Here is a 22,432-nt window from a genome sequence, read left to right on the forward strand (position 1 = left end):
GTCATGACCGCACAGATGCCGATCACGCCCGTGCCAGTCAAGAACCCGTCGCCGTTGCGCCCGCTCAAGTGGGGCGCCGGCCTGCTGCTGGGCGCCGTCGCGGCCTGGTTCTTGTGGCAATGGGCCAATGACATGAGTGGCGTACGCCGCGAAGCGCCGAAGGTGCCGACGATTATCCCGTTGCCGCCACCGCCGCCGCCACCCCCGGAAAAACCCAAGGAGCCCGAGCCCCAGGTGGAAGAAAAAGTCCCGGAGCCGGTACCGACGCCAGAGCCGGAAGAGGTCAAGCCGGCCGAGGAAGCGCCGCCGTCGCCCGCCGATGACCTGGCCAACCCGATGCAGATCGATGGCGATGCCCAGTCGGGCAACGACGGTTTCAACATCGGCGCGGGCAAGGGCGGTGGCATGGCGGGCTCCGGTGGCGGTGGCCTCGGCGCCGGTACGTACAAGCAGTACCTGGCCGGGGTGTTTCAACGCCTGCTGCGCGAAGACCCGGAGTTGCGCAAGAAGGCTTACAGCGTGCAGGCGGACTTGTGGCTGAACGCCGAGGGCGAGGTCACTCGCGCGCAGTTGGCCAAGTCCAGCGGCGATGCCGACACCGATGCCCAGGTATTGGCGGCCTTGAGGGCGCCCCATGCGACACAACGGGTGCCGCCCTCGGTGACCCTGCCAATACGGCTGTCCCTCAAGGGCCGACGCCCGGATTGATCGAAGGCTTTTTCAACTGCATTTCTCAACGGTTTTTACAGGAGTTGCGTACACATGATTTCCCCCGTGAATCGACTGACCCTGGCGGTTGGCATGGTCATCGCGACCCTGGTCGGCCAGGCGGCGGCTGCCCCGGTTGCCCCCTCGGAAAACGTCACCATCAACCTGATCCGCCTGCTGGTGCAACAGGGTGTGCTCACCCAGGACACCGCCAATGGCCTGATCGCCCAGGCCGAAAAGGAAGCCCAGCAGGCCCGCCAGGCCAACGCTGCGCCGGCGGTTGCCAGCGGCCCGGCGACCGCGCCCGGCGATGTGCGCGTGCAGTACGTGCCGCAGGCGGTGCGCGATCAGATCCGCGACCAGGTCAAAGCCGAGGTCATGTCCACCGCGAAGAAGGAAAACTGGGCCCAACCCAATACCTTCCCCGACTGGATCTCGCGCATCAGCTTTGATGGCGATATCCGTTTGCGCGACGAATCGCGCTATTTCTCGGGCAAGAACGACGACACCATCACCGACTACGCCAAGCTCAACGATTCGGGCCCCTATGACGTCAACCCCAACTCCAATACCCGGTTTCCGCCCTTGCTCAACACCCGCGAAGACCGTGAAAACCTGTTTCGCCTGCGTGCCCGCCTGGGCATGAAAGCGGTGATTTCGCCGGAATGGACCGCCGGCATTCGCATCGCCACCGGCTCCGACAATAACCCGGTGTCCACCACCCAGACCCTGGGCGGCGGCTTTGGCAAAAAGGACATCTGGCTCGATCAGGGTTACCTGAGCTGGAAAACCACCGACTACATGACGTTGACCGCCGGGCGTATCGCCAATCCGTTCTATTCCACCGACATGATGTATTCCAACGACCTCAACTTCGACGGCGTGGCGGCGATTTTCAACCACCGCCTCAACAGCGAGTGGGGCCTGTTCGGTACCCTCGGCGCATTCCCGGTCGAATACACCTCCGATACCGCCAGCAGCAACGGCGTCGATAAGGAAGACAGCAATACCAAATGGCTGTTTGGCGGGCAGATTGGCGCGGACTGGAAGATCAACCGCAGCAACACACTCAAACTTGCCGCTGCCTATTACCAGTTCCAGGACATTGAAGGTGAGCGCTCCAGCCCTTGCTCGCCCTGGGCCGGCGCGGCGGGCTGCGACACCGATGGCACGCGCGCGGCCTTTATGCAAAAGGGCAACAGCGTATTCAACCTGCGCAACATCACGCCGAACCCGGCTACACCTGGCACCACGCCGGAGCCGCAATATGTCGGTCTGGCCTCCAAGTTCAATGTGCTGGACCTCAACGCGGTCTGGGACACCGAGTTGCCCAGCGACCTGAAACTGCGCAGCCAGGGCAACTTCATCCACAACCTGGCCTACGACGAGAGCGAGATGCTCAAGCGCAGCGAAGGCCAGATCGTCAACAACCTCAACAGCAAGGGCGAGTTTGAAAGTGGCGGTAATGCGCTGATGGTGTCGTTCACCCTCGGCAGCGCGCTGGAGATGCGCAAGCGCGGCGACTGGAACGTGTTGGCCGGCTACAAATACATCCAGCCCGACGCCTTGCCCGACGGCTTCAACGACTCATCGTTCCACCTGGGTGGCACTAATGCCAAGGGCTACTTCATCGGCGGCAACTACGGCATCGACAAGAACATCTACGCCAGTGCGCGCTGGTTGAACGCGTCCGCAGTGTACGGCAAGCGGTTTGACGTCGATGTGATGCAACTGGAACTCAACACGCGCTTCTGATGCGCAGGGAGATGCCCCATGAACATTCGAATAGGCGGGCTGTTGTTGCTGCTGGTTGCCACGGGCGCTTCGGCCGAAGGCATGGAGGAGCGCCTGCGCACCCAACTGCGCAGCACCACCCAGCAATTGCAGACGCTGCAAAGCGAGCAGGCCCAGGCCAGTGCCGCACGCTTGGCCGCGGAAAACCAGGCCAAGCAGGCCCAGGCGCAGATCAAACAATTGACGGCTGAGCTGGAAAAAGCCCGTGGCGTGGCCGAGCAACTGGCGGGCCAGCAACAGAGCTTGCACAGCCAGGCGCAAGCCCAGGTGGCGGCGAGTAACGAGCAGATCGGCAAGTTCAAGAAGGCCTATGACGAACTGCTGGTGCTGGCCAAGGGCAAAGAGGCTGAACGTGCCGTGCTCCAGGCCAAGTTGAGTGAACGTGACACACAAGTGCAGCAATGTTCAGTCAAGAATCAACAGATGTATGGCGTGGCCCGGCAGTTGCTCGCGGCCTACGAAAAAATCGATGTGGCCGAGGTGATGAGTATTCGCCAGCCCTTCGCCAACAGTGCGCGGGTCAAGTTCGAGGAACTGGCCCAGGGCTTTGGCGACGATTTGTACAAGAGCCGTTTCGACGCGCCCCAGGCAACCGCCAATCATTGATAGACAAGGAAGAGATCGCCATGAACGAATTGATCACCAGCGTGACCGTCCAGAGCCTTACCGAGCTGTTGCAGGAAGCCGGTTATCGGGTTAACCAGAGCGAACAGAACGGCATCGTGCAGTTGCTCAGCGCCAGCCAGGGCATCGGCTTTGCCGTGCGCTTCGGCAACCCGGCGGCGGAGCAGGGCGCTTACGTGGACTTCACCTACAGTTGCGCCCTGCGGGTACAGGGCCAATTGCCCGAGGGCCTGGCCCAGGTGTGGAATGCGTCGCGGCGCTTTGCACGGTTGTCGGTGCAGGGCGAGTTTTTGCTGATGGAAATGGACGTGGTAGTGGCCGGCGTCGGCGCCACGCACCTGCGCAGTCAGCTGGAACTGTGGGACCGCCTGCTGCAGGAGTTCATCGTTTACCTGCGTGAATACAGCCAGCAGGCGGCGCAGTTGCAGGCGCAGTCTGTAGAAACGGCGGAAGAGGCCCCGGCGCTGTGAAAAAACCAACCTTGATGGTCGGCGCAGGCGCGCTGGCCCTGCTGGTGGTGGTCGTAGCGTTGAGCCTGCGCCCAGGCAGCGACCCGGTGGCCGCGCAACAACCGGCGCCAGTGGCCGTCACCACCCCGGCGGGCCCGGCGGTGGCGCGCCTGGGCAACCAGCAGATCGACCTGCAGGAACTCAAAAGCGTGCTGGCCAGCCTGCCGCCCGAGTCCCGCGAGCAATTGCGCGGTAACCGGGGCGCCCTGGAAACCTGGCTTCGCTCGCGCCTGGCGCAAAAGGCCGTGCTCGAACAGGCCGACGCCCAGGGCTGGCGCCAGCGCCCTGAAGTGGAACAACAGACCCGCGCCGCCACCGAGCAGATCGTGTTCCGTGACTACATGCTCTCGGTCAGCCAGGTGCCGGCCGATTACCCCAGCGCCGCCGAGTTGCAACAGGCCTATGACAGCGGCAAAGCCCAATGGGTGACGCCGCCGTTGTACCGGGTCGGTCAGATTTTCCTCGCGGTCAATGACCCGCAAACCCTCGACACCGTGCGGCGCCAGGCCCAGGAATTGAGCCGCAAGGCCCAGGCCTCGCCGGGGGAGTTTGCCGCCCTGGCCACGCAGTTTTCCCAGGACCCGGACAGCGCGGCGCGCGGGGGGGATTCGGGTCTGCAGCCGTTGCAGCAACTGGTGCCGGAGGTGCGCGCGGTGGTATCGCGCCTCAAGGTGGGCGGCGTGTCGGACGCGGTGCAAAGCGCGGCCGGGTTTCATGTACTCAAGCTGATCGGCCAGCAACCGGCGCGCACCGCGACCCTCGACGAGCTGCGTGAACGCCTGACCGAGGCCCTGCGTGCCCAGCGTCAGGAGCAGATCGCCAAGGCTTACCTCGAAGGCATGCTCAATACCGCGACCTTGAGCATCGACGGTGCCGAGTTGAACAAGGTGTTGGAGTAATACGCGTCTACCCGCGTCGGATGCACAGGACCACAAGACAGGGAGTCTCCCCATGGCATTACTGGAATCGTCCGCTCCCCAGGAGCCTGCGCACTATCGCGCGCCGGCCCAATTGCGCAGCCACTGGCTGGCCCTGGCCCATGACATCGACCCGGAGGTAGCGCGCTACTTCCTGGTGAGTGCGCGCTGTGGCTGCTTCATGCAGGCGGCGCGCAGCCTGAATATCAAGGCCACGCTGTTGCGCAAACGCCTGGCGCAACTGGAAGAACAGCTGCGTCATTCGCTGTTCACTTACCAAGGCAACGGCCTGGTGCTCAGCCGCAACGGCCAGCAATTGCAGGCGCAATTGATCGCCCTGGCCAATCAACGGCGTTTACCGGTGGTGGAGCAGCCGCTGATACGCCTGGCCGTGGCCGAACCGATCCTGCATGACATCCTCGGTCGCGACCTGATCGCCTTGCTGCGCCGCAACGCCAGCGTGCGTCTGGAAATCATCGCCATCGACAGTCAGTTGACCCTGCAAGCGGTGGACGTGGACGTGGTGTTGTGGCTGTCGGACAGCGATGGCGCGGAGCCTGGCCCAAGCTTTGCCATCGACCCGCCCAGGGCCCTGGCGCGCCTGGAGTATCTGCCGCATATCGCCAAGCGCTACTCGCGGCTGACCACGCGCCCGGACAGTGTCGACGGCCTGGATGACTACATGCTGGTGCAATGGCACCCCGACGCCCAGGTCGATGCCTTGCAACCGTGGAACCAATTGGTGCAACAGCGCCTGGCGGCGGTGGTGCAGGTGCATGCCTATTCGCTGATGCTGGAGATGATCCGCTGCGGCGCCTGCATTGGCCTGCTGCCGCACTACATGAGCAGCTTCGACCGTGGCCTGGTGGCCTTGCCGGGGTTGTTGGCCGAGAGCATGCAGCGCCAGGTGTGGCTGGCGGTGAATGCGCAGACGCGGCAGGCCGAGGCGGTGCAGATGATTGTCGAGCTGATCGTCAACACGTTTGAGGGGCGGCGGGAATGGTTTGACTAGCATTGCCGTGGGATCTGCCCCAGGCGTTGCGTCATGGCGCCAAGTGCGCCAGTCTTGGTGGCCTCGTCTTTTGTGTTGGAGCGACCTGCGATGCAGGCCACCCGTTTGACCCTGATCTGCCACGCCGCCACGCCCCTGCAAAAACAGGGGCGCTTTGCCGATGACGAGTCGGTGGCGATGGACTGGCAAGGTGCGGCGTTGTCCCTGGCCGGCCGTTACCCGAAAAAACTGCGCCTGCTGTGCGGGCCCGAGGCGCGCGCCCGGCAGACGGCGGGGTTGTTCGGCGCACACCCGGTGATCGAGGACGCCCTGCGCGCCGGTGACTTGGGTGACTGGAGAGGCCAGCACATTGCGCACGTTGAGCCTGATCACTTGAGTGCCTGGCTCACGGACAGCACCTGCGCGCCTCACGGTGGTGAGTCGGTAGAGCAGCTCTGCGCGCGGGTGGTGCAGTGGATGAAATCCCTCGAAGACCAGCCTGGCCATGTAGTCGCCATCACCCATCCCTTTGTGATTCGTGCGGCGCTGCTCTACGTGATGCAGTGTCCGGTGTCGATGTTCTACCTGATCGACGTCGAACCGCTGTCTGCCGTCGAGCTGCGCTTCAACAGCGTGTGGCGCCTGCGCCTGCAAACTCACGCCTGACCCTTCGAACATGGCAAAATCCATGCCCCGCAATGAGAGCAACCCATGAAACGCATCCTGATCATCGGCATTGGCGCCGGCAACCCTGACTACATCACGATGCAGGCCGTGAAGGCGCTGAACCGCACCGACGTGTTTTTTCTGATGGACAAGGGCCAGAGCAAAGACAAGCTGATCGACCTGCGCCGCGAAATCTGCGAAACCTATATCACCGAGCCGGGCTACCGCTTTGTCGAGGCCGATTGCCCCGAGCGCGTGCGCGGTGACATCGACTACACCACCGCCGTGCAGGACCTCAACCGCGACAAACAGGCCACCTTCGAGCGCATGATCAATGAGGAAATGGCCGACGACGAGGTGGGCGCGTTCCTGGCCTGGGGCGACCCGGCGCTGTACGACAGCACCATCCGCATCCTGCAGGCGATCCTGGCCAGCGGCCGGTGCGAGTTCGAATTCGAAGTGATCCCCGGCATCACCAGCGTGCAGGCCCTGGCGGCCCAGCATAAGGTGGCGTTGAACCGCATCGGCAAGTCAGTCGAGATCACCACCGGCCGACGGTTGGCAGCAGGGCAGGCCAGCGATGCCGATACCCTGGTGGTGATGCTGGATGCCGAAGACTCCTATCGCACCGTGGCCGATCAGGGCCTGGAGATTTATTGGGGCGCTTACCTGGGCACTCCCGATGAAATTCTTATCAGCGGTAAAGTCAGCGAAGTGGCTGACGACATCCAACGGGTGCGCAAGGCCGCGCGCCTGGCCAATGGCTGGATCATGGACACTTATTTGTTGCGTAAACCCTGAGGTAACGTCCCATGCTCAAACTGTTTGCCCTCGCGCTGGCCCTGGTGGCCGGTGCTGCACATGCCGATTCCGAGTTGCACACCGACCTGCCGCTGGCCTACCTGGAACAGACCCAGGACGATACGCGCAACCAGCCGCTGGTGATTTTTTTGCACGGGTTCGGCAGCAATGAGCAAGACCTGTTTGGCATCAAGGATGCGCTGCCTGCCACTTGGACCTATTTGTCAGCGCGCGCGCCGATGCCGGTGGAGCCCAATGGCTTTCGCTGGTTTACCAAGACGCCGGGTAACGGCGATTACGATGGCGTGACGGCCGATCTGCAGAGCAGCGCCGCGCTGATCAAGGATTTTGTGGCGAAAGCCACCGCCAAATACCACACCCAAAGTGATCGGGTGTTTCTGGTGGGCTTCAGCCAGGGCGCGATCATGTCCTACGAGGTGGCGCTGCGCGACCCGCAGCGGGTACGTGGCATCGCTGCCTTGAGCGGTAGCCTGTTGCCGGTACTCAAGGCCGAGCTCAAGCCGAATGAGGCGTTGGACAAGCTGGCGATCTTTATCGGCCATGGCACTCTGGACCAGGCGCTGCCGTATGCCTCGGCGACGCGGGCGAATGAGGTGTTGCTGGGGTTGGGGCTCACGCCCGAGTTTCATGGTTATCCGGGGATGAACCACACCGTCAGCGAGGCGGAAGTGCAGGACCTGAAAGCCTGGCTGGAGAAGAGCCTGCACTGAATGCAGCGGTGAATGCGCTCAAACTGTAGGCGCTGGCTTGCCTGCGCTGGCGTTGTGTCTGTCAATGCAGCGTTGTCTGACCCACTGCTATCGCAGGCAAGCCAGCTCCTACAGTCGAGTTCTGTTGGTCTCTGAGTCGGGTTACTTACCGCCAGTGATTTGTTTCACCAGTTCAGCATGCCCCTTCACATCATCCGCCCGCGAGATCGCCTGGATCACCACCAACTGGTTGCCCGAACCGCCGAGGAACGTGGAGTTCAACGTCTTGCCACCGCCCTGGGTGGCAGTGCTGTCCACCTGGCGCAACCCCAGGCCCTTGAAGGTGAGTTTTTTCTCGCTCTGCTTCTTGAAGTCGGGCAGGGCGGCGCTTTGGTCCTTGACGAAACCGGCGACGGCGCCGTCGAGGAACTGCGTGTCATTGTCCCCGATCTTGACCCCATCGTTACGCACGGTTTCGGCGACGATCACCACACTTTTCGTCGTCGGGTTGGCGTACATCGTGCCTTGGGTATCGGCAACGCCATCCTCGGCCTTGCCGGCGGGCAGGGTGTCGGCGGCGTAGGCCTTGGGCAGGTTGAAGGTGAACTTGCCGCCCAGGGTGGAGATGGTCTGGGTGGTCGGCTTGGCGGCGGCGAACACGCTGCCGGCGGTTAGCGCAAGGGCCAGCAGGACAGCGGTCTTGGTGAGGGTGGCCATGAAAGCGCTCCAGTGATGAACGAAATTGCGGAGTATTCTGTCAGAAAATTCGCAAAATCGTTCATCTGCAGCCTTACACCTTGTCGGACTCTTCCTGGAGACGATCCATCTCAAACAGCCGCGCCAGTTCGGTACGGGCTTCCTGGGCGGTCTGCATCACCTTGGCCGCGTCGTCGTACACCGCGTGCTGGGCGGCAAGCACCTGTTGGTCATGGTGCTTGAAGCGGGTGATGCGGGCATCGGCCTGGGCCTGGCTCAAGCCCAGGCCGACCAGGGTGCGGCGGCTCATTTCCAGGCTGGAGTAGAAGGTTTCGCGGACCGGCGAGGCGTCCAGGTCCACCAGGCGGTGCACGTGCTGGCGGTTACGCGCGCGGGCGATGATCTGCATGTGTGGGTAGAGGTTGCGCACCAGTTCGGCGGTTCTGATGTTGATTTCCGGGTCGTCCATGGCGATCACGAAGAACTCCGCCTGGTCGACCTTGGCCGCGTGCAGGATCTCGGGGCGTTGCGGGTCACCGTAGAACACCGGCATGCCGCCGAAGCTGCGGGTCAGCTCGATGGTTTCCACCGAGGTGTCGAGGGCGATGAACGAGATGTTCTGGGCGCGCAGGATCCGCGCCACGATCTGCCCCATGCGGCCCATGCCGGCGATCACCACGCGCGGCGCATCGCTTTCGATGGCGCGGTATTCCTCGGGCACGTCTATCGGCTTGACCTTGGGCTTGAACAGCTTCGGGCACACCAATAGCAAGAGCGGCGTGACCGCCATCGACAGGGTGATGGTCAGTACCAGCACGTCGTACAGCTGGGGCTCGAACAGGCCCTGGTCGCGGCCGATCTTGAACACCACGAAGGCGAACTCACCGCCGGCCGCCAGCACCACGCCCAGGCGCAGGGCGCTTTCGCGGTTGAGGTCGCCCACCAGCCGGCCGACCGCGTACAGCAACGGCAGCTTCAAACCGATCAGCAGCAACGTCAGGCCGATCACGATCAGCGGCGAGCTGAGCAGCAGGCTGAGGTTGGCGCCCATGCCCACGCTGATGAAGAACAGGCCCAGCAGCAGGCCCTTGAACGGTTCGATCTGGGATTCCAGTTCGTGGCGGTACTCCGAATCCGCCAGCAGCAGGCCGGCAAGAAACGCGCCCAGGGCCATGGATACGCCCACCAGCTCCATCAGCCAGGCGGTACCGATCACTACCAGCAATGCCGTGGCCGTGGACACTTCGCGCAGGCCGGTCTTGGCGACAATACGAAACACCGGCCGCAACAAATAGCGCCCGCCGATGATGACCACGGCGATGCTGCCAAGGATCTGCAGAACATGCTGCAGGCCTTGGGCTTCGGTGGTCGGGTGATCGCTACCGGCCAGCAATGGCACCATGGCGATCAACGGGATCGCGGCGATGTCCTGGAACAGCAGAATCGCAAAGGCCAGGCGACCGTGGGGCTGGTTCAACTCCTTGCGTTCGGCCAGGCTTTGCAGGCCAAACGCGGTGGACGACAGCGCCAGGCCCAGGCCGAGCACGATGGCGCTGTTCCAGGCCTGTCCAAATACCCAGAGCGCCACCGCGCCCATCACCAACCCGGTCAGCAACACCTGGGCCAGGCCGACACCGAACACCGCCTTGCGCATCACCCATAGACGCTTGGGCGACAGCTCCAGGCCGATGATAAACAGCAGCAACACAACTCCCAGCTCAGAGAACTGCGCCACGCTTTGCGGATTGCCAATCAAACCCAGCACCGACGGGCCGATGATCACACCGGCGAACAGATAGCCCAGCACCGCGCCCAATTGCAGGCGCTTGGCCAGGGGCACGGTCAGCACGGCGGCGAGCAGGAACACGACGGCTGCTTGTAACAGGTTGCCTTCATGGGGCATTGCGAACTCCAGAATCTTTAAAACCAATCAACAGGGGCGTATTAGAGCGTTTTTTACAGGTTGAAAATTGTGTTTTTGCGGCATATCAGCGAAGTGCCTCGCCGTTTCGGATGAATGTGCAAACAATTTCGCTGGTTGAACCGGTTGCCAAAGCCCGCACAGTGCCGAGTTTTTTAAGCCTGCTGCGACGTCGGTCAGGATTCACCTTTCTTTTGCACACCCTTTGTTACTATTGCCCCCCCGCCATCAGGAGTCACCGCCCCATGCAGCACCAGTGGGATGAAATGCACCGCACCCGTAAGCCCACATTCGTACTGTGTGGCGAGCCCCAGGGAGACGTGCTCAATCTCTATGTTCACGGTTATTCGGCGTTTTTCAATCGGCAACAACTGGGCAATTTCAAGGCGCAGCTGGCCGGCATCGAAGGTTCGACCAACCTGATGCTGTTCTGGCCGGCGGGGCACTTCCTGGAAAACCTGTTTGCGCCCTTCAAGGAAGTGATCGGCGCGATGCTCGGTGGTGGCAGCGTGGGCGCGGCTACCGTGGGCGTGGGCAAGGCGATTGCTTATTTCCTCGATCACTACAAAAGCGTCGAGGCGCGAGTGGATGAAGTGGCCAAGAGCTTGCTGCCGGAGTTGGCTGGCTATCTGCACGGTGAGTCGCTGCAGGTGCGGCGTATCAATCTGATCGGGCATTCCCTGGGCGCGCGAATCCTGGTCAAGAGCCTGCTGGCCAGCCCTGAAACCGCGCGGGAACTGCCGTTGGACAACCTGCTGCTGATGGGCGGGGCGATCTGTACCTCCAGCCCTTGGGATGAGGTGTCGGCGCCACTCAAGGGCCGAGTGATCAACTGCCATTCCAGCAAGGACTGGGCGTTGGCCATGAAACCGGACACCGAGCGCTGCATTGGTCGTTATGCGATCCCGGTGACCCCGGCGCTGAAGGCCAAGGTCAGCAATGTGCACCTGGCCACGTTCGATCACGCCGCCTACTGGCCGCAGTTGCAAAAGGTGGTGCAGTACACCGACCTGCTGCACGAGCGGCGCGGCATGATCCGGGCCGACCAGCGCAGCAGCGAGGTGCGCTTTGCCGAGGAGGACGCAGAATTGTTCCCGGCGCTGCTGCAAGCGCGGCCGCAAGAGTTGAAATTCCTCGCTGAGTTGATGGCGCAAAAGCGCAGCGCATCGATTGATGCCACGGTACGCGAGCCGCTCAAGCTGGCCATCGAGTTGCAGCGCATGGGCGGCGATACCTTTATGAACCTGGCCCGCGGTCATGGCGTGGGTTATCGCCAGATCGCCGAAGATGTGGCGCAGCGCCTGGGGATCAAGTTTGATGAGCCGCTCGACACCGTTGCGCTGGCTGATATCGAAGCCCGGGTCGCCGAACAACTCATCGAGCAATACAAAGACAAGCTCAGCAACGCCGACCGGCAGGTATTCGACGCCGAACTCAAGGCGGCCGCGCAGAAAGAGCAGGGCGTGTTCAATCGCATCGATGTCGCCCGTTCGGCCACCACGGCCTTGAGCGGTACGGCCCTGGCGGGGCTGACCGGGTTTATCCTGCGCCGTGGTGCGGCCACGGCGATCCCGGTGGTGGGCCAGGCGTTGGCGGCGGCCATGCTGCTGGTGACGGGTGTGCGGGCGTTTTCCGGCCCCGCGTATTCGATCACCACCCTGGCGGTGCTGGTGATCGGGTTGATCCGCCAGCGTATTGAGCGGGAAGCGCTGAACCAGGAACTGGACCTGGTGGTGAACGTGGTGGAGGCGTTTGACTTGCCGCGGGAGACGGTGATGCGTACGGTCGCGTCCGACTGATAAGCTGCGCCGCTGTCGAGTGTGTTTGCCTGGGATACCGTGTGAAATTCAGCCTGCCAAAAATCGCTACTGCTCCATTCTGCCCGCCGGAAGTGGCCGGCTCCGTCGTCGTTGATCCCAAGGCGTCGTTTTTCAAACGCGCCTTGATGTTCGCCGGCCCCGGCCTGCTGGTGTCCATCGGCTATATGGACCCCGGCAACTGGGCCACCGCCATCGAAGCCGGTTCGCGCTATGGCTACAGCTTGTTATTCGTGGTGTTGCTCGCCAGCCTGGCGGGAATGGTGGTGCAGTGCCTGTGCTCACGGCTGGGCATCGCCACCGGCAAAGACCTGGCGCAGCTGTGCCGCGAGCGCTACAGCAGAGGTTCTGCGCGCACCCAGTGGGTGCTGGCGGAAATTTCCATCATCGCCACCGACCTGGCCGAGGTGCTCGGTTGCGCCCTGGCGTTTCACCTATTGCTGGGCGTTTCGCTGACCACCGGCATTATCATTACCGCGTTCGATACGTTGCTGGTATTGGCCTTGCAAAATCGCGGTTTCCGCCGCCTGGAAGCCATCATGCTGGCGTTGGTGGCAACCATCGGCGTGTGTTTCTTCATTGAACTGGTGTTGATCAAGCCTTACTGGCCGGATGTGTTCGGCGGCTTCACGCCGTCACTGTCGGCCATCAGCGATGCCGCGCCGCTGTACCTGGCCATTGGCATCCTGGGCGCCACCGTGATGCCTCATAACCTCTACCTGCACAGTTCGATCGTGCAAACCCGGCTGATCGGCAAAGACCTGGCCAGCAAACAGGATGCGGTCAAGCTGGCGCGCATCGACACCGTGGGTTCATTGGCCCTGGCCCTGCTGGTCAATGCCGCCATCCTGGTGCTTGCTGCCGCCGCGTTCCATAAGTCCGGCCACACCGACGTGGTGGAGATCCAGGACGCCTACCACTTGCTCGACCCGCTGGTGGGCGGCGCTTTCGCCAGCATCCTGTTTGGTATCGCCTTGCTGGCGTCCGGGCAAAGCTCGACCTTTACCGGCACCATCGCCGGGCAAGTGATCATGGAGGGCTACCTGAACCTGCGCATTCCCTGCTGGCAACGCCGCCTGATCACCCGTGGGCTGGCGCTGATCCCAGCGTTTGTCGGGGTGTGGCTGATGGGCGACGATGCCATTGGCAAGCTGCTGATCTTGAGCCAGGTGGTGCTCAGCCTGCAGCTGCCGTTTGCGCTGTACCCGCTGATCCGCATGACCGGCGATAAGCAACTGATGGGACCGTTCGTCAATCGCCTGCATACCCGAATGTTGGCGTGGTTTCTGTTTGCGCTGATCAGTGGCGCTAATGCGTGGTTGATCGGGCAGTGGTTGTTCTGACTCCAAGGCCGAGGATGACTGGCGGGCTACACCAGGATGGCCAGGGACGTGTAGTGGGCAAGCTGTGGATCGGCCGTCAATAGCTTCATCGGCTCACTCATGGCGGTCGCTACGATAAGCCGATCAAAAGGGTCCCTGTGATGATGTTCGAGATCCTTTACCGCAATCGCATGTTCTGACGTGATGGGTAGCTCGACGAAACCGCTGTGCAGGCAGTACTCACGGATTTCGTCCAGATCCACCGTGAGTTTCCCCAAGCCGACCTTGATTGCCATCTCCCAGAATGTTGCAGCGCTGACGTAAACCTCTGCGGCATTCTCGATCAGTTTTCGGGCTTTGCCGGATAGCCTGGGGTCATCACTGAGTGCCCACAGCAGGATATGGGTGTCCAGCAGCACTCTCATCAAGCGTTGCCCTCGAACGCGTCCAGCACGTCGTCTGACAAAGGCGCATCAAAATCTTGTGGGATGACAAGCTTGCCTTTCATGGCGCCAATGCGCCGGCCTGTGGATTTCCCGACGGGAACGAGCTGGGCCATGGCACGACCGTGCTTGGCGATAGTGATGATGTTGCCTGCGGCAGCCTCATCGACCAGTTTTGACAGATTATTTTTTGCTTCACCCAAGGGCACGGTAATCATGTGGTTTCCCCCATATTTTGGCCAAATATAGCCAAAACTCCGCGCGCTATCAAAAACAGCCCGACCGCTGGTTGCAGCCATGCGTGCTGAACGTGATTGTTTTTTGTAGGTGAAAACCATGGCAACTCTCCAAAAAAGACAGTGCCAAAGCCTGCCCTAACGCATAGAGCTAAAAAATAGTGGCTCGAAAAATCAGAACGAACCTACTTCTACCAGCAGGAAATGTCCTCATCGATCCCAATAGGGGACTTCACCAAAACACGCCACAAAGTAATCGATCACCGTGCGCACCTTCAGCGACAAGCGCCGGCTCCCCGGCCATAACGCCGCAATCTGCTGCGGCTCCAGCGTGGTCGCGACCTCGTACTCCGTCAGCACCGCCTGCAGGGTGCCCGCACGCAGGCTTTCGCCGATCAACCAGGACGGGAACACCACCAGCCCCAGGCCTTGCTCGGCGGCGTGGGTGAGGGTGTCGGCGTGGTTGCCGGTGATCGGGCCTTTGACGCTGTAGGGCGTCCAATCGCCCTGGCCGCGGCGGAAGAACCAGCGCTGCTGGCCGGTAACGCCTTTGTAGGCCAGGCACTGGTGGTTGCTCAGTTGGTCGGGGTGCGTGGGCGTGCCGTATCTGGCCAGGTAGGCGGGGCTGGCGGCGATGCGAAAGCGCTGGGGCGCGAAGATGCGTGCCTGCATGCTGGAGTCGTTGAGTACGCCGATGCGAAACAGCAGGTCGGTGCCGTCTTGCAGCGGGTCGACGTAGGTATCGGTTTGCTGGATATCCAGCTGCAGCTTCGGGTAGCGCCGGCACAACTCCCCCAGCCAGGGTGACAGATGGCGCTGGCCGAATACCATCGGTGCATTGACGCGCACCAGGCCGCTGGGTTCGCTTTCCTGCTCCTGCAGTGCCTGGCCTGCGGCTTCCAGTTGTTCGAGCATCAGGCGCGCATGCCGTCCCAGCAGGCGTCCGGCCTCGGTCGGGCTCACCGCCCGCGTGTGGCGATAGAGCAACTGCTGGCCCAGGGCCTGTTCCATCAGTTGGATCTGCCGCGAGATCGACGAGGGCGCAAGCCCTTCACGGCGTGCCACTTCGGAAAAGCTGCTGTGGTCCAGCACCGCGACGAACAGGCGCAGCGCCTTGAAACTCAATTCATTCAAACCCTGCATCATGGCTCCAGGCTGTGCGTTTTGCGCAAAGGTGTTGTCTGCATGCTCCCATTTATCGCACAGGACGGCCATCGGATAATGCGTGCCATCCAATCCTTTGTTAAAGCGCAGGTGATGTATGCGGGCCAGTTCTATCGAGGGTGTGACGCAAGCCACGCCGAAAAATAACGTGCTGCGGTTGCTGCTGTTGCCGCTGGTGATCCTGGCCGGCATGGGCTTGTCGGTGGAGGCGGGTTTGCTCGGGCCGCTGGGGGAGCAGGTCGGACATTTGTGGGCGACCTTGAGCATCTTTGGCGTCGGTTCGGCGATTCTGGTTTTGCTGTTGCTGTTCAGCGGCCCGCAAAAGGGCCCGGCGCTCACCGACCTGCCGCGCTGGCAGTTGATCGGCGGCTTCCTGGGGCCGATCTACGTGGTGGTGCTGACCCTGGCTACACCCCACATCGGTATCGCCATGACCATGATCGCGATTCTGTCCGGGCAGGTTGGCAAGAGCGTGTTGATCGACCACTTCGGCTGGTTCGGCACGGCGCGCAAGCGGGTCAATGGCGAGCGCTGGATTGCTTTGGCGTTGATTGTGGCGGCGCTTGTTTTGATTGCACGAGGGTAATGCGATGAATCTGATTCTGTTGTTGGTCGTGGTGGTCGCCGCGGGTGCGGTATTGAGTGTGCAAGCGGCAATCAATGGTCGGCTTGGCCAAACGGTGGGGGTGCTGCGCAGTAGCCTGGTGACCTTTGCGGTAGGCGCCCTCGTGACGGCCCTGCTGATTTTCTTCTTCGAGCCGGCCCAGGCGGTGAGCCTGTTGGATGTGCCCAAGTGGCAACTGACCGGCGCGCTGTTCGGTGTGGTGTACATGATGGTGATGGTCGGCGCGGTACCGGTGGTTGGCACGGCAGTCGCCACCGTCGCGGTGATCACGGGGCAGTTGGCCATGGGCATGCTGATCGACAATTTCGGTTGGCTGGGCAACCCGGCCATCGAGTTGTCCGGCAGTCGCATTGTGGCGATGCTCTGCCTGGCCTTGGCGCTGGTGTTCATGTACCGCAGCAACACACGCACCGACTGATGGTTTGAACGATCTGCATGGCCCCGCAGTCACTGTTTAAGGTGCCGGCCATTGCCGCACCGGGACGACCATGAACCCTGAAGAAGGAGCCTGAACATGCCAGATCCAACCTGTGCCTGCCCACACTGCAAATGTGTACTGGGTGTCGATGCGGTGATGAAAGACGGTAAAGGCTATTGCTGCCAGGGGTGTGCGGAACATCACGCCCACGGCGAGCCTTGCGCCGCGCCGACAGGCTGTGAGTGCGACAAATCGGCTCACGGCTGAAGGTATTACGTAGGGGGCCGGTATGGCCGGCCCCCATCGCGGGATTTATTGGGTTTCCAGCTCCAGCCGAAGGCTGTGGTCGGCCAGGCGCTGGCAATCTTTTACCACCCCACTGGTTCGCCGGCCCGCCAATGCCAACACCACGGTCTGCGCGTCGTGCAGGTCCTCCGGCAACGGCTGGAACACCTTCAGCACCAGCCATCCTGGCTTTTGTTGCAAGCTCACCTGGCACTCCACGTGCTTGGCCAGTGGCCCAAACAACGTGTCCTGGGTGTAATCGATCCACGCCTTGCCGTGGATCTGCTCGGGTAACGTCATGGTTATCACTCCTTGATCAAGCCTGCGCCCGCACGTCCGAGCGGCGCCATTGCAGGTTTTTTATGCCGAACTTCTCGGCCTGTTCCTGGCTGGTCTTCTTGATCTGCTCGCGGGCGAAACGGCCGATACGGCCGACGCCGGCGTCACAGCTTGCCCAATGCCAGGCTTCGGCAATATCGAGCTTTTCCAGGCGGATAATGAATGACTTCGCTTCGCCATGCAGGGTGTAGTCGATCACAAACAGTTTTGCGTTATTCATTGGCCCATCAACCCTCGTGGTGTAAGCAAGTGATCCCCTGGGCCTGTAAAAATTCACTCGGATTGTCGAGCGGTGGTCATTACCATGGCGTCTTATCCTCAATTGACGTGCCCCCTATGGCCCTGGCCGCGCCCCCCGACCTGACGGATCATGCCGTCCCCGTGCAACCCTTGGCGCGTACCTACGCGCGTGGGTGGTATGTGGAGCCCCATAGCCATGACTGGGGTCAATTGCTCTACGCCATGAGCGGCGTGATGTGGGTGGAGACACCGCGCGAAGCGTTGGTGGTGCCGCCGCAGCGTGCGGTGTGGCTGCCGCCGGGGGTGGAGCATGGGATTCGCGTGGTCTCGGATTTGCAAATGCGCAATATCTACCTGCGCCCGGCCCTGGCTGCGACGCTGGACGATCAGGTGCAGGTGATCGACGTGAGTGGGTTGCTGCGCGAGCTGATCGTGACCTTGGTGGAGCAGGGCGACAGCGCTGATGTGACCTACTACGACGCGGTGGTCGGCCTCGCGCTGCTGGAATTGCAACGTGCGCGCCGCTCGCAGATCCGTATCGCCCTGCCGGTGGCGGCCGACCGTCGCCTGATCAGCGCCTGCCAGGCGGTCATGGCCGAGCCATCCCTGGAGATCCCGTTTGAGCAACACGCCGAAGCGGCGGGGGCCAGCGTGCGCACCTTGGCCAGAATGTTCCAAAGCCATCTGGGCATGGGCTTTGCCGAATGGCGCCGGCAGGTGCAACTGGCCACGGCAGTGGCGGCGTTGATCCAGGGCCAGTCGGTCAGCGGTATTGCCCGTTCGCTGGGCTATTCGCCCAGCAGCTTCAGCGACATGTTTCGCCGCGAACTTGGGGTGGCGCCCTCGCAATACCGAGGCTGAGGGTTTGGCCGAAATCCTGAAGCAGTTGGCCGATGCTGCCGCGATGGGCTCCCTACACTGAGCCTATCAACCCACACGGTGCAGCCCCTATGAACTACCTGATTTCCCTCGCGATTGGCCTGTTTGTCGGCCTGATCTATGGCGCGCTGGACTTTCGCTCGCCGGCGCCACCCGCCATCGCTCTCGTCGGTCTGATGGGCATGTTGCTCGGCGAACAGCTTTGGCCGATGGGGCGACTGTGGGTCAGCGGTTGGTTGTCTTGATTCCTTTTCCCTGCGATGGATGCTGCCTATGAAAGCCCTGCAATTTTCTGCCACCGGCGACCTCACTGCCCTGCGCTTCGTCGACATGCCCACCCCGGTGCCGGCCGCCGGTGAGGTGCTGGTACAGATCAAGGCTGCCGGCCTGAACCCCAGCGATATAAAGAATGTGCTCGGTCGCTTCCCCTACACCACGCTGCCACGTGTTCCCGGCCGTGACTTTGCCGGTGTGGTCGTTGAAGGCCCGCAGCAACTGCTGGGCCGCGACGTTTGGGGCACCGGTCGCGACCTGGGCTTTTTCGCCGACGGTTCCCACGCCCAATACCTGACCGTGTCGGCCAAGGGCGTGGCCCATAAACCCACGCATTTGAGCTTTGCCCAGGCGGCCAGCCTTGGCGTGCCGTACACCACCGCCTGGGATGCGCTGGAGCGTAGCGGGGTGGGCGCAGGCACGCGGTTGCTGGTGATTGGCGCCAATGGCGCGGTCGGCAGCGCGGCCTTGGCCCTGGCGAAAATCCGTGGCGCCCAAGTGCTGGCGGCGGTACGCAAGGTCGATCAGGTCCAGGTGTTGCAGGCGCAAGGTGTTGAAGCGATTGCCCTGGGCACGCCGGAAGACTTGGGCGCGCAGGTCAATGCGGTATTCAAGGGCGGCGCCGATGTGGTCTTCGACACCACCGGTTTCTGGTTGCCCGCCGCCGTGGCCGGCCTGGCGCCGTTCGGTCGCATCGCAATCATCGCCGCGCCGATGGACGGCCACGTGCAACTGCCGGCCCTGGCGCTCTACCGCAAGGGCGGCTCGGTAGTGGGGATCAATTCATTGCTCTACAACTGCGAACAGTGCGCGGTGATGCTGGAGCAGTTCGGGCGTTTCTTTGATGAAGGCTCGCTGCCGTTGCCGACCGGCCTGCGCGAAGTGGCGCTGGCCGATGGCGTGAGTGGCTACGAGGAGGTGAATCAAGGCAGTGCGGACAAGATCATCCTGGTGCCTTGACGCCATCGGTCATGCCTCGGGAACGCCTTTTTCCCAGGCCGACCAGTTGTTCAGGATCGCCTGTACCAACGGATTTGCGGTGCGGTACAGGTTCTCCAAGGCGGGCACGAACCCGCCCTGGTCCGCATATTTGAGCAGGTTGTCCACCTCGCTGTAGCCTGGGTAAGGGCGATCGAAATCGGAACCGGCACGCACCACCGCCAGGCGCTGGATATCCACCAGGCCTTCGCGGCTGGCGCGCAACAGGGCTTCATAGGTGGAGTTGTCTTCCTGCTGGGTGGTGCAGTACTCGCCTTTGTTGTCGGTGAGCAATCGGGTCCAGACCTCGGCACGCTGACTCAGGCGCGTGCCGGAGAACCAGGTGTTGCCCGCCAGGGTATCGCAGCGGGTGACCTGCGGCGGCTGGTTGGCGGGCGCGGCGGGGTAGTGCTTGCGCCAGGCCGCGGACGCCTCGCTCTCGGTGAGTTGGGCTTTCTGCGACAGGGCAAACGCCTTGGCTTGCAGCTTGGGATTGAGCTCGAACACTTCGGTCTTGTAGTCCAGCGGCGGCTTCTCGTTGGGCCCCTTGGTGTTGATGCCCAGATAACCGGTTGGCCAGTCCTTGGGCGCATCCCGCGAATCCAGCTCCCATTGGGTACCGAATTCCACCAGGTAATGCGCCCACGCGGCGGTGCCGAGGGTGCCGTGCTTGGGGCTGATACCGGCGATGCCGGCGACCAGGAAATAGCTCTGGCGCAGGTCGAACTTGGGCGACAAGGCCAGCGCCAGGGTGGAGGCGGCCGCGTTGGTCTGGCCCATGCCGGTCACCAGCAGGCACACGGCCTGGGTGTTGCAGCGAATCACCGGGTATTCGGCGGACAGGCCCGGCACCCGCACTTGCTGCGTAAGTTGCAGGCGATCGATCCAGGTTTGCGCCTCGGGCGCGAACATGGTGATCAGCATCACCTTGGGTTTGATCGGTGCCGGGGTATCGGCCAGTACCACGTGCGGCAGCAGGGCCAGGCCGACGGCCATCGACAGACGAGTAAAGGTATTCATCTCTTGCTCCTTGATCAGAATTGGTAGCCCATGCCGGCGTAGTAACCCCAGCCGTCGGAGCGCGCGCGGAAGTTGCCGTCACCGAAATTCAGCTCGCTGCCATCCTCCCAATTGCCGCCGTTATGGAAGTAACGGCCGACCAGGGTGAAGCGCAGGTGGGTGAAGGCGTATAGCAACACGTTGGTTGCCACCAGGGAATTGGCGGTACGTGCCGGGTTGTCCTTGTGCAGGTCCGAGCCGAAATCGTAGTTGGTGAAGCCGATGTAGGTCAGCGAGGCACCGTTATCGAATTTACCGATGGGCACGATGTACTTCATCTGTGCGCGGTAACCGTCCCAGGAATATTCGTTGCTGGCGCCGTAGTTTTCCCACTGGTAACGCCCGTAGAAGTTGGCCGACAGGTTGACCCGCGAGTGAGTGTCGATGTCGGTGCCCAGGCCGCTGTACAGGGTGTTGGCGCGGTTGTCCTGGTTGCTGCCGTGGTCGTAGATCCAGTCGAACGCCACATACCATTCCTTGAACGGGCCGATGGCCAAACTGCGGCCGGCCAGGTAGTCGATGGAGATACGCGGCTCATGCTCCATGAACACCGGTGAGCCATGGTCCCACACGCCTTTGTCATTTCTATTACCGATGCCGAGGATCTTCGGCACATCGATATAGCCGTACAACTCGAAGGGCCCCTTGCGGCCGAAGTACTCGTATTCCAGGTAGATGTCGTCGGACGGCTTGGGGCCGAAGCTGATGTCTTTGCTGCCGATCAGCGTCAGGTCCTGGTTGAACCATTGCGACAGATAGACGCCTTTTTTCGCCGGGTTGGCTTCGGGGCTCAGGGTTTCGCCCTGTGCTGAGTCATCGGCGGATGCTTCCTGCGCCAAAATGGGTGCGCTGAGTACTCCCGTAACGGCAGCCAGTAGCAAGGAAACACCAAAGCAAGCACGAGGCTTTGAGGTGGGGTGCATTGAAAGTCCTTATTCGTACGCGGTTTGAACCCGATGCTTCGGGGCTGATGAACTGGGTTGCCAAGTTCATACCGCAAACATTTTGCACAGGCTGTACCAACTTTGCTTAATAGCTTGAATACCATGGAAAAATGCAGGAATAGTCGACCTTTTGATCAGAAATGACTGGGTGTCATTTTTTCGCTGCGATTGAACAGGTGTATCGCGGTTTCGCGGCGGTATTCGCTCGGTGTCTGGTTCATTTCGATGCGAAAGTGCCGGTTGAAGTTGGACAGGTTGGCGTAGCCCACCTCAAAGCAGATATCCGCCACCGATCGATCACTTTGCAGCAATAACCGGCACGCGCGCTGTACGCGGAACTTGCGCATCAGGTCGATAAAGCCGTGGCCGGTGTTGCGCTTGAAGAACCGCGAGAAGCCCGGCTCGCTCATCTCCAGTTGCCGGGCAATCACCGACAGGCGCAGGTCGCCCGTGAGTTCGCGCATCAGATAGTCGAAAGCCTTGTTGATCCGCTCGGCGCTGCGCGCGTCCAGGGTGGGGGCATAGCAGGCGCTGGCCAGCGCCTTGACCTGCGGCGACGGGGCGTTCTTCAGGGTGTCGAGCAGTTGCAGGAACAGGATCAGCCGCTGCAGGCCGCGGGCCGGGCCGATGGCTTCCAGCAAGCGCGCGGCCTGTATCGCCGTGTCGCCGGTAAACTCCAGGCCGCGCCGGGCCTGTTCGAACAACTGTTGTACATCGCCCAGTTCCGGCAGGGTCTTGCGCAGGGCGAGGAGGGTAGCACCGTCGAATTGCAGTACCACATCGCGGCCGGCCAAGTGTTCGCCGGGGGCCAGTTCGCCGATCCAGTCGTGGGGCAGGTCTGGCCCGATCAGCGCGACATGGCCGGCGCTGAACGCGCCGATATAGTCGCCCGCCACCAACTTGCCGCTGCCTTGGCGGATCAGGTGGATCTCAAATTCGGGGTGGTGGTTCCAGCGCGCCAGGTCGTAGGGGTAGTCGTGTTCGAACCAGCGAAAGCAGTGCTCCGGCTCGGGCAGGATCACTTCGAGTTCGGCAGGGCGGTGCTCGAACAGTTTGGCGCGGTTGACGGGCAT

Annotated in this window: 27 protein-coding genes and 1 pseudogene; 18 read left to right on the top strand and 10 right to left on the bottom strand. The window is 62.1% G+C overall.

The genetic code is table 11. The features are described 5' to 3' along the window. Positions 1–3 precede the first annotated feature (3 nt). From AB4O05_RS15850 to AB4O05_RS15895, 10 genes and pseudogenes are all read left to right on the top strand, one after another. Positions 4–708, top strand: a complete 705-nt coding sequence (locus tag AB4O05_RS15850) for an energy transducer TonB family protein (protein ID WP_460136685.1) — start codon at positions 4–6, stop codon at positions 706–708. A 54-nt stretch (positions 709–762) separates the two neighbouring features. Next, a complete protein-coding gene (locus AB4O05_RS15855) occupies positions 763–2,463 on the top strand; it encodes a putative porin (protein WP_460136684.1) in 1,701 nt (566 codons plus the stop codon). An 18-nt stretch (positions 2,464–2,481) separates the two neighbouring features. Next, positions 2,482–3,108, top strand: coding sequence for a DNA repair protein (locus tag AB4O05_RS15860; RefSeq protein WP_460136683.1), 627 nt, complete (start codon positions 2,482–2,484; stop codon positions 3,106–3,108). Positions 3,109–3,128: 20 nt separating this feature from the next. Next, entirely contained in the window at positions 3,129–3,596 is a 468-nt protein-coding gene (locus AB4O05_RS15865) for a YbjN domain-containing protein (RefSeq protein ID WP_460136682.1), read from the top strand. Further along, positions 3,593–4,534, top strand: a complete 942-nt coding sequence (locus AB4O05_RS15870; RefSeq protein ID WP_460164746.1) for a peptidylprolyl isomerase — start codon at positions 3,593–3,595, stop codon at positions 4,532–4,534. Before AB4O05_RS15865 ends, AB4O05_RS15870 begins: the two co-directional genes overlap by 4 nt. Before the next feature lie 52 nt (positions 4,535–4,586). Next, positions 4,587–5,564, top strand: coding sequence for a LysR family transcriptional regulator (locus AB4O05_RS15875; protein WP_460136681.1), 978 nt, complete (start codon positions 4,587–4,589; stop codon positions 5,562–5,564). A 90-nt stretch (positions 5,565–5,654) separates the two neighbouring features. Next, the gene (locus AB4O05_RS15880; protein ID WP_460136680.1) at positions 5,655–6,209 is read left to right on the top strand and encodes a histidine phosphatase family protein; all 555 of its coding nucleotides are present in this window, start codon (positions 5,655–5,657) and stop codon (positions 6,207–6,209) included. After that, positions 6,172–6,258: pseudogene (locus tag AB4O05_RS15885) on the top strand (hypothetical protein); the annotation flags it as partial. The gene AB4O05_RS15880 and the pseudogene AB4O05_RS15885, both read left to right, overlap by 38 nt. After that, a complete protein-coding gene (gene cobF, locus AB4O05_RS15890) occupies positions 6,255–7,010 on the top strand; it encodes a precorrin-6A synthase (deacetylating) (RefSeq protein WP_460136679.1) in 756 nt (251 codons plus the stop codon). The pseudogene AB4O05_RS15885 and the gene cobF, both read left to right, overlap by 4 nt. Before the next feature lie 11 nt (positions 7,011–7,021). Next, positions 7,022–7,741 (top strand): alpha/beta hydrolase, encoded by a 720-nt coding sequence (locus tag AB4O05_RS15895; protein ID WP_460136678.1) that lies wholly within the window; start codon positions 7,022–7,024, stop codon positions 7,739–7,741. Between the two features lie 141 nt (positions 7,742–7,882). On the opposite strand, the gene AB4O05_RS15900 is transcribed toward AB4O05_RS15895, so the two are convergent. Together AB4O05_RS15900 and AB4O05_RS15905 are read right to left on the bottom strand one after the other, a co-directional pair. After that, positions 7,883–8,437: a DcrB/PsbP domain-containing protein gene (locus AB4O05_RS15900; RefSeq protein WP_460136677.1), complete on the bottom strand. Its 555-nt coding sequence runs from the start codon at positions 8,435–8,437 to the stop codon at positions 7,883–7,885. A gap of 73 nt (positions 8,438–8,510) precedes the next feature. Then, a complete protein-coding gene (locus AB4O05_RS15905; RefSeq protein WP_460136676.1) occupies positions 8,511–10,319 on the bottom strand; it encodes a monovalent cation:proton antiporter-2 (CPA2) family protein in 1,809 nt (602 codons plus the stop codon). Positions 10,320–10,582: 263 nt separating this feature from the next. Here AB4O05_RS15905 and AB4O05_RS15910 point away from each other — a divergent pair, with 263 nt between their 5' ends. Together AB4O05_RS15910 and AB4O05_RS15915 are read left to right on the top strand one after the other, a co-directional pair. Continuing rightward, the gene (locus AB4O05_RS15910; protein ID WP_460136675.1) at positions 10,583–12,136 is read left to right on the top strand and encodes a DUF726 domain-containing protein; all 1,554 of its coding nucleotides are present in this window, start codon (positions 10,583–10,585) and stop codon (positions 12,134–12,136) included. 41 nt (positions 12,137–12,177) lie between these two features. After that, positions 12,178–13,497: an Nramp family divalent metal transporter gene (locus tag AB4O05_RS15915; RefSeq protein WP_460136674.1), complete on the top strand. Its 1,320-nt coding sequence runs from the start codon at positions 12,178–12,180 to the stop codon at positions 13,495–13,497. A 26-nt stretch (positions 13,498–13,523) separates the two neighbouring features. Here the strand turns inward: AB4O05_RS15915 and AB4O05_RS15920 are convergent, their stop codons facing one another. From AB4O05_RS15920 to AB4O05_RS15930, 3 genes are all read right to left on the bottom strand, one after another. Then, complete coding sequence (locus tag AB4O05_RS15920; RefSeq protein ID WP_460136673.1) at positions 13,524–13,901, bottom strand: type II toxin-antitoxin system VapC family toxin; 378 nt, start codon at positions 13,899–13,901, stop codon at positions 13,524–13,526. Next, a complete protein-coding gene (locus AB4O05_RS15925) occupies positions 13,901–14,218 on the bottom strand; it encodes a type II toxin-antitoxin system Phd/YefM family antitoxin (protein WP_460137571.1) in 318 nt (105 codons plus the stop codon). Before AB4O05_RS15925 ends, AB4O05_RS15920 begins: the two co-directional genes overlap by 1 nt. A 147-nt stretch (positions 14,219–14,365) precedes the next feature. Further along, on the bottom strand, positions 14,366–15,298 hold the full coding sequence (locus AB4O05_RS15930) for a LysR family transcriptional regulator (RefSeq protein ID WP_460136672.1): 933 nt from the start codon (positions 15,296–15,298) through the stop codon (positions 14,366–14,368). A 118-nt stretch (positions 15,299–15,416) separates the two neighbouring features. Here AB4O05_RS15930 and AB4O05_RS15935 point away from each other — a divergent pair, with 118 nt between their 5' ends. From AB4O05_RS15935 to AB4O05_RS15945, 3 genes are all read left to right on the top strand, one after another. Next, positions 15,417–15,905, top strand: a complete 489-nt coding sequence (locus tag AB4O05_RS15935; protein ID WP_460136671.1) for a DMT family transporter — start codon at positions 15,417–15,419, stop codon at positions 15,903–15,905. Positions 15,906–15,909: 4 nt separating this feature from the next. Beyond that, positions 15,910–16,362 (top strand): DMT family transporter, encoded by a 453-nt coding sequence (locus AB4O05_RS15940; RefSeq protein WP_460136670.1) that lies wholly within the window; start codon positions 15,910–15,912, stop codon positions 16,360–16,362. Positions 16,363–16,458: 96 nt separating this feature from the next. Continuing rightward, positions 16,459–16,629 carry a metallothionein gene (locus tag AB4O05_RS15945; RefSeq protein WP_460136669.1) on the top strand — a complete coding sequence of 57 codons (171 nt, stop codon included), beginning with the start codon at positions 16,459–16,461 and terminating at the stop codon, positions 16,627–16,629. A 45-nt stretch (positions 16,630–16,674) separates the two neighbouring features. On the opposite strand, the gene AB4O05_RS15950 is transcribed toward AB4O05_RS15945, so the two are convergent. Together AB4O05_RS15950 and AB4O05_RS15955 are read right to left on the bottom strand one after the other, a co-directional pair. Next, positions 16,675–16,947, bottom strand: coding sequence for a hypothetical protein (locus AB4O05_RS15950; RefSeq protein ID WP_460136668.1), 273 nt, complete (start codon positions 16,945–16,947; stop codon positions 16,675–16,677). Positions 16,948–16,963: 16 nt separating this feature from the next. Then, positions 16,964–17,206 (bottom strand): DUF6555 family protein, encoded by a 243-nt coding sequence (locus tag AB4O05_RS15955; RefSeq protein ID WP_460136667.1) that lies wholly within the window; start codon positions 17,204–17,206, stop codon positions 16,964–16,966. A gap of 116 nt (positions 17,207–17,322) precedes the next feature. On the opposite strand from AB4O05_RS15955, the gene AB4O05_RS15960 reads away from it, so the two are divergent. From AB4O05_RS15960 to AB4O05_RS15970, 3 genes are all read left to right on the top strand, one after another. After that, positions 17,323–18,087 carry an AraC family transcriptional regulator gene (locus AB4O05_RS15960; protein ID WP_460136666.1) on the top strand — a complete coding sequence of 255 codons (765 nt, stop codon included), beginning with the start codon at positions 17,323–17,325 and terminating at the stop codon, positions 18,085–18,087. A gap of 89 nt (positions 18,088–18,176) precedes the next feature. Next, positions 18,177–18,350 (top strand): DUF1427 family protein, encoded by a 174-nt coding sequence (locus AB4O05_RS15965; RefSeq protein ID WP_460136665.1) that lies wholly within the window; start codon positions 18,177–18,179, stop codon positions 18,348–18,350. A gap of 28 nt (positions 18,351–18,378) precedes the next feature. Beyond that, positions 18,379–19,338, top strand: a complete 960-nt coding sequence (locus AB4O05_RS15970; protein ID WP_460136664.1) for a quinone oxidoreductase family protein — start codon at positions 18,379–18,381, stop codon at positions 19,336–19,338. 9 nt (positions 19,339–19,347) lie between these two features. On the opposite strand, the gene AB4O05_RS15975 is transcribed toward AB4O05_RS15970, so the two are convergent. The 3 genes from AB4O05_RS15975 to AB4O05_RS15985 form a co-directional block, all read right to left on the bottom strand. Beyond that, complete coding sequence (locus AB4O05_RS15975; RefSeq protein ID WP_460136663.1) at positions 19,348–20,376, bottom strand: purine-nucleoside phosphorylase; 1,029 nt, start codon at positions 20,374–20,376, stop codon at positions 19,348–19,350. 14 nt (positions 20,377–20,390) lie between these two features. Next, entirely contained in the window at positions 20,391–21,338 is a 948-nt protein-coding gene (locus AB4O05_RS15980; RefSeq protein ID WP_460136662.1) for a nucleoside-specific channel-forming protein Tsx, read from the bottom strand. A 155-nt stretch (positions 21,339–21,493) separates the two neighbouring features. Beyond that, a complete protein-coding gene (locus AB4O05_RS15985; RefSeq protein WP_460136661.1) occupies positions 21,494–22,432 on the bottom strand; it encodes an AraC family transcriptional regulator in 939 nt (312 codons plus the stop codon).

It is taken from the genome of Pseudomonas sp. S1_G07, from assembly GCF_054668565.1.

Bases quoted from the DNA above. Each gene is read 5' to 3' on its own strand.
- AB4O05_RS15905 (WP_460136676.1), bottom strand. From the start codon at position 10,319: ATGCCCCATGAAGGCAACCTGTTACAAGCAGCCGTCGTGTTCCTGCTC.
- AB4O05_RS15975 (WP_460136663.1), bottom strand. From the start codon at position 20,376: ATGAATACCTTTACTCGTCTGTCGATGGCCGTCGGCCTGGCCCTGCTG.
- AB4O05_RS15935 (WP_460136671.1), top strand. From the start codon at position 15,417: ATGCGGGCCAGTTCTATCGAGGGTGTGACGCAAGCCACGCCGAAAAAT.
- AB4O05_RS15865 (WP_460136682.1), top strand. From the start codon at position 3,129: ATGAACGAATTGATCACCAGCGTGACCGTCCAGAGCCTTACCGAGCTG.
- AB4O05_RS15880 (WP_460136680.1), top strand. From the start codon at position 5,655: ATGCAGGCCACCCGTTTGACCCTGATCTGCCACGCCGCCACGCCCCTG.
- AB4O05_RS15930 (WP_460136672.1), bottom strand. From the start codon at position 15,298: ATGCAGGGTTTGAATGAATTGAGTTTCAAGGCGCTGCGCCTGTTCGTC.
- AB4O05_RS15855 (WP_460136684.1), top strand. From the start codon at position 763: ATGATTTCCCCCGTGAATCGACTGACCCTGGCGGTTGGCATGGTCATC.
- AB4O05_RS15960 (WP_460136666.1), top strand. From the start codon at position 17,323: ATGGCCCTGGCCGCGCCCCCCGACCTGACGGATCATGCCGTCCCCGTG.
- AB4O05_RS15875 (WP_460136681.1), top strand. From the start codon at position 4,587: ATGGCATTACTGGAATCGTCCGCTCCCCAGGAGCCTGCGCACTATCGC.
- AB4O05_RS15920 (WP_460136673.1), bottom strand. From the start codon at position 13,901: ATGAGAGTGCTGCTGGACACCCATATCCTGCTGTGGGCACTCAGTGAT.
- AB4O05_RS15910 (WP_460136675.1), top strand. From the start codon at position 10,583: ATGCAGCACCAGTGGGATGAAATGCACCGCACCCGTAAGCCCACATTC.
- AB4O05_RS15965 (WP_460136665.1), top strand. From the start codon at position 18,177: ATGAACTACCTGATTTCCCTCGCGATTGGCCTGTTTGTCGGCCTGATC.
- AB4O05_RS15980 (WP_460136662.1), bottom strand. From the start codon at position 21,338: ATGCACCCCACCTCAAAGCCTCGTGCTTGCTTTGGTGTTTCCTTGCTA.
- AB4O05_RS15940 (WP_460136670.1), top strand. From the start codon at position 15,910: ATGAATCTGATTCTGTTGTTGGTCGTGGTGGTCGCCGCGGGTGCGGTA.
- AB4O05_RS15900 (WP_460136677.1), bottom strand. From the start codon at position 8,437: ATGGCCACCCTCACCAAGACCGCTGTCCTGCTGGCCCTTGCGCTAACC.
- AB4O05_RS15985 (WP_460136661.1), bottom strand. From the start codon at position 22,432: ATGCCCGTCAACCGCGCCAAACTGTTCGAGCACCGCCCTGCCGAACTC.
- AB4O05_RS15950 (WP_460136668.1), bottom strand. From the start codon at position 16,947: ATGACGTTACCCGAGCAGATCCACGGCAAGGCGTGGATCGATTACACC.
- cobF (WP_460136679.1), top strand. From the start codon at position 6,255: ATGAAACGCATCCTGATCATCGGCATTGGCGCCGGCAACCCTGACTAC.
- AB4O05_RS15850 (WP_460136685.1), top strand. From the start codon at position 4: ATGACCGCACAGATGCCGATCACGCCCGTGCCAGTCAAGAACCCGTCG.
- AB4O05_RS15945 (WP_460136669.1), top strand. From the start codon at position 16,459: ATGCCAGATCCAACCTGTGCCTGCCCACACTGCAAATGTGTACTGGGT.
- AB4O05_RS15970 (WP_460136664.1), top strand. From the start codon at position 18,379: ATGAAAGCCCTGCAATTTTCTGCCACCGGCGACCTCACTGCCCTGCGC.
- AB4O05_RS15925 (WP_460137571.1), bottom strand. From the start codon at position 14,218: ATGGCTGCAACCAGCGGTCGGGCTGTTTTTGATAGCGCGCGGAGTTTT.
- AB4O05_RS15955 (WP_460136667.1), bottom strand. From the start codon at position 17,206: ATGAATAACGCAAAACTGTTTGTGATCGACTACACCCTGCATGGCGAA.
- AB4O05_RS15895 (WP_460136678.1), top strand. From the start codon at position 7,022: ATGCTCAAACTGTTTGCCCTCGCGCTGGCCCTGGTGGCCGGTGCTGCA.
- AB4O05_RS15860 (WP_460136683.1), top strand. From the start codon at position 2,482: ATGAACATTCGAATAGGCGGGCTGTTGTTGCTGCTGGTTGCCACGGGC.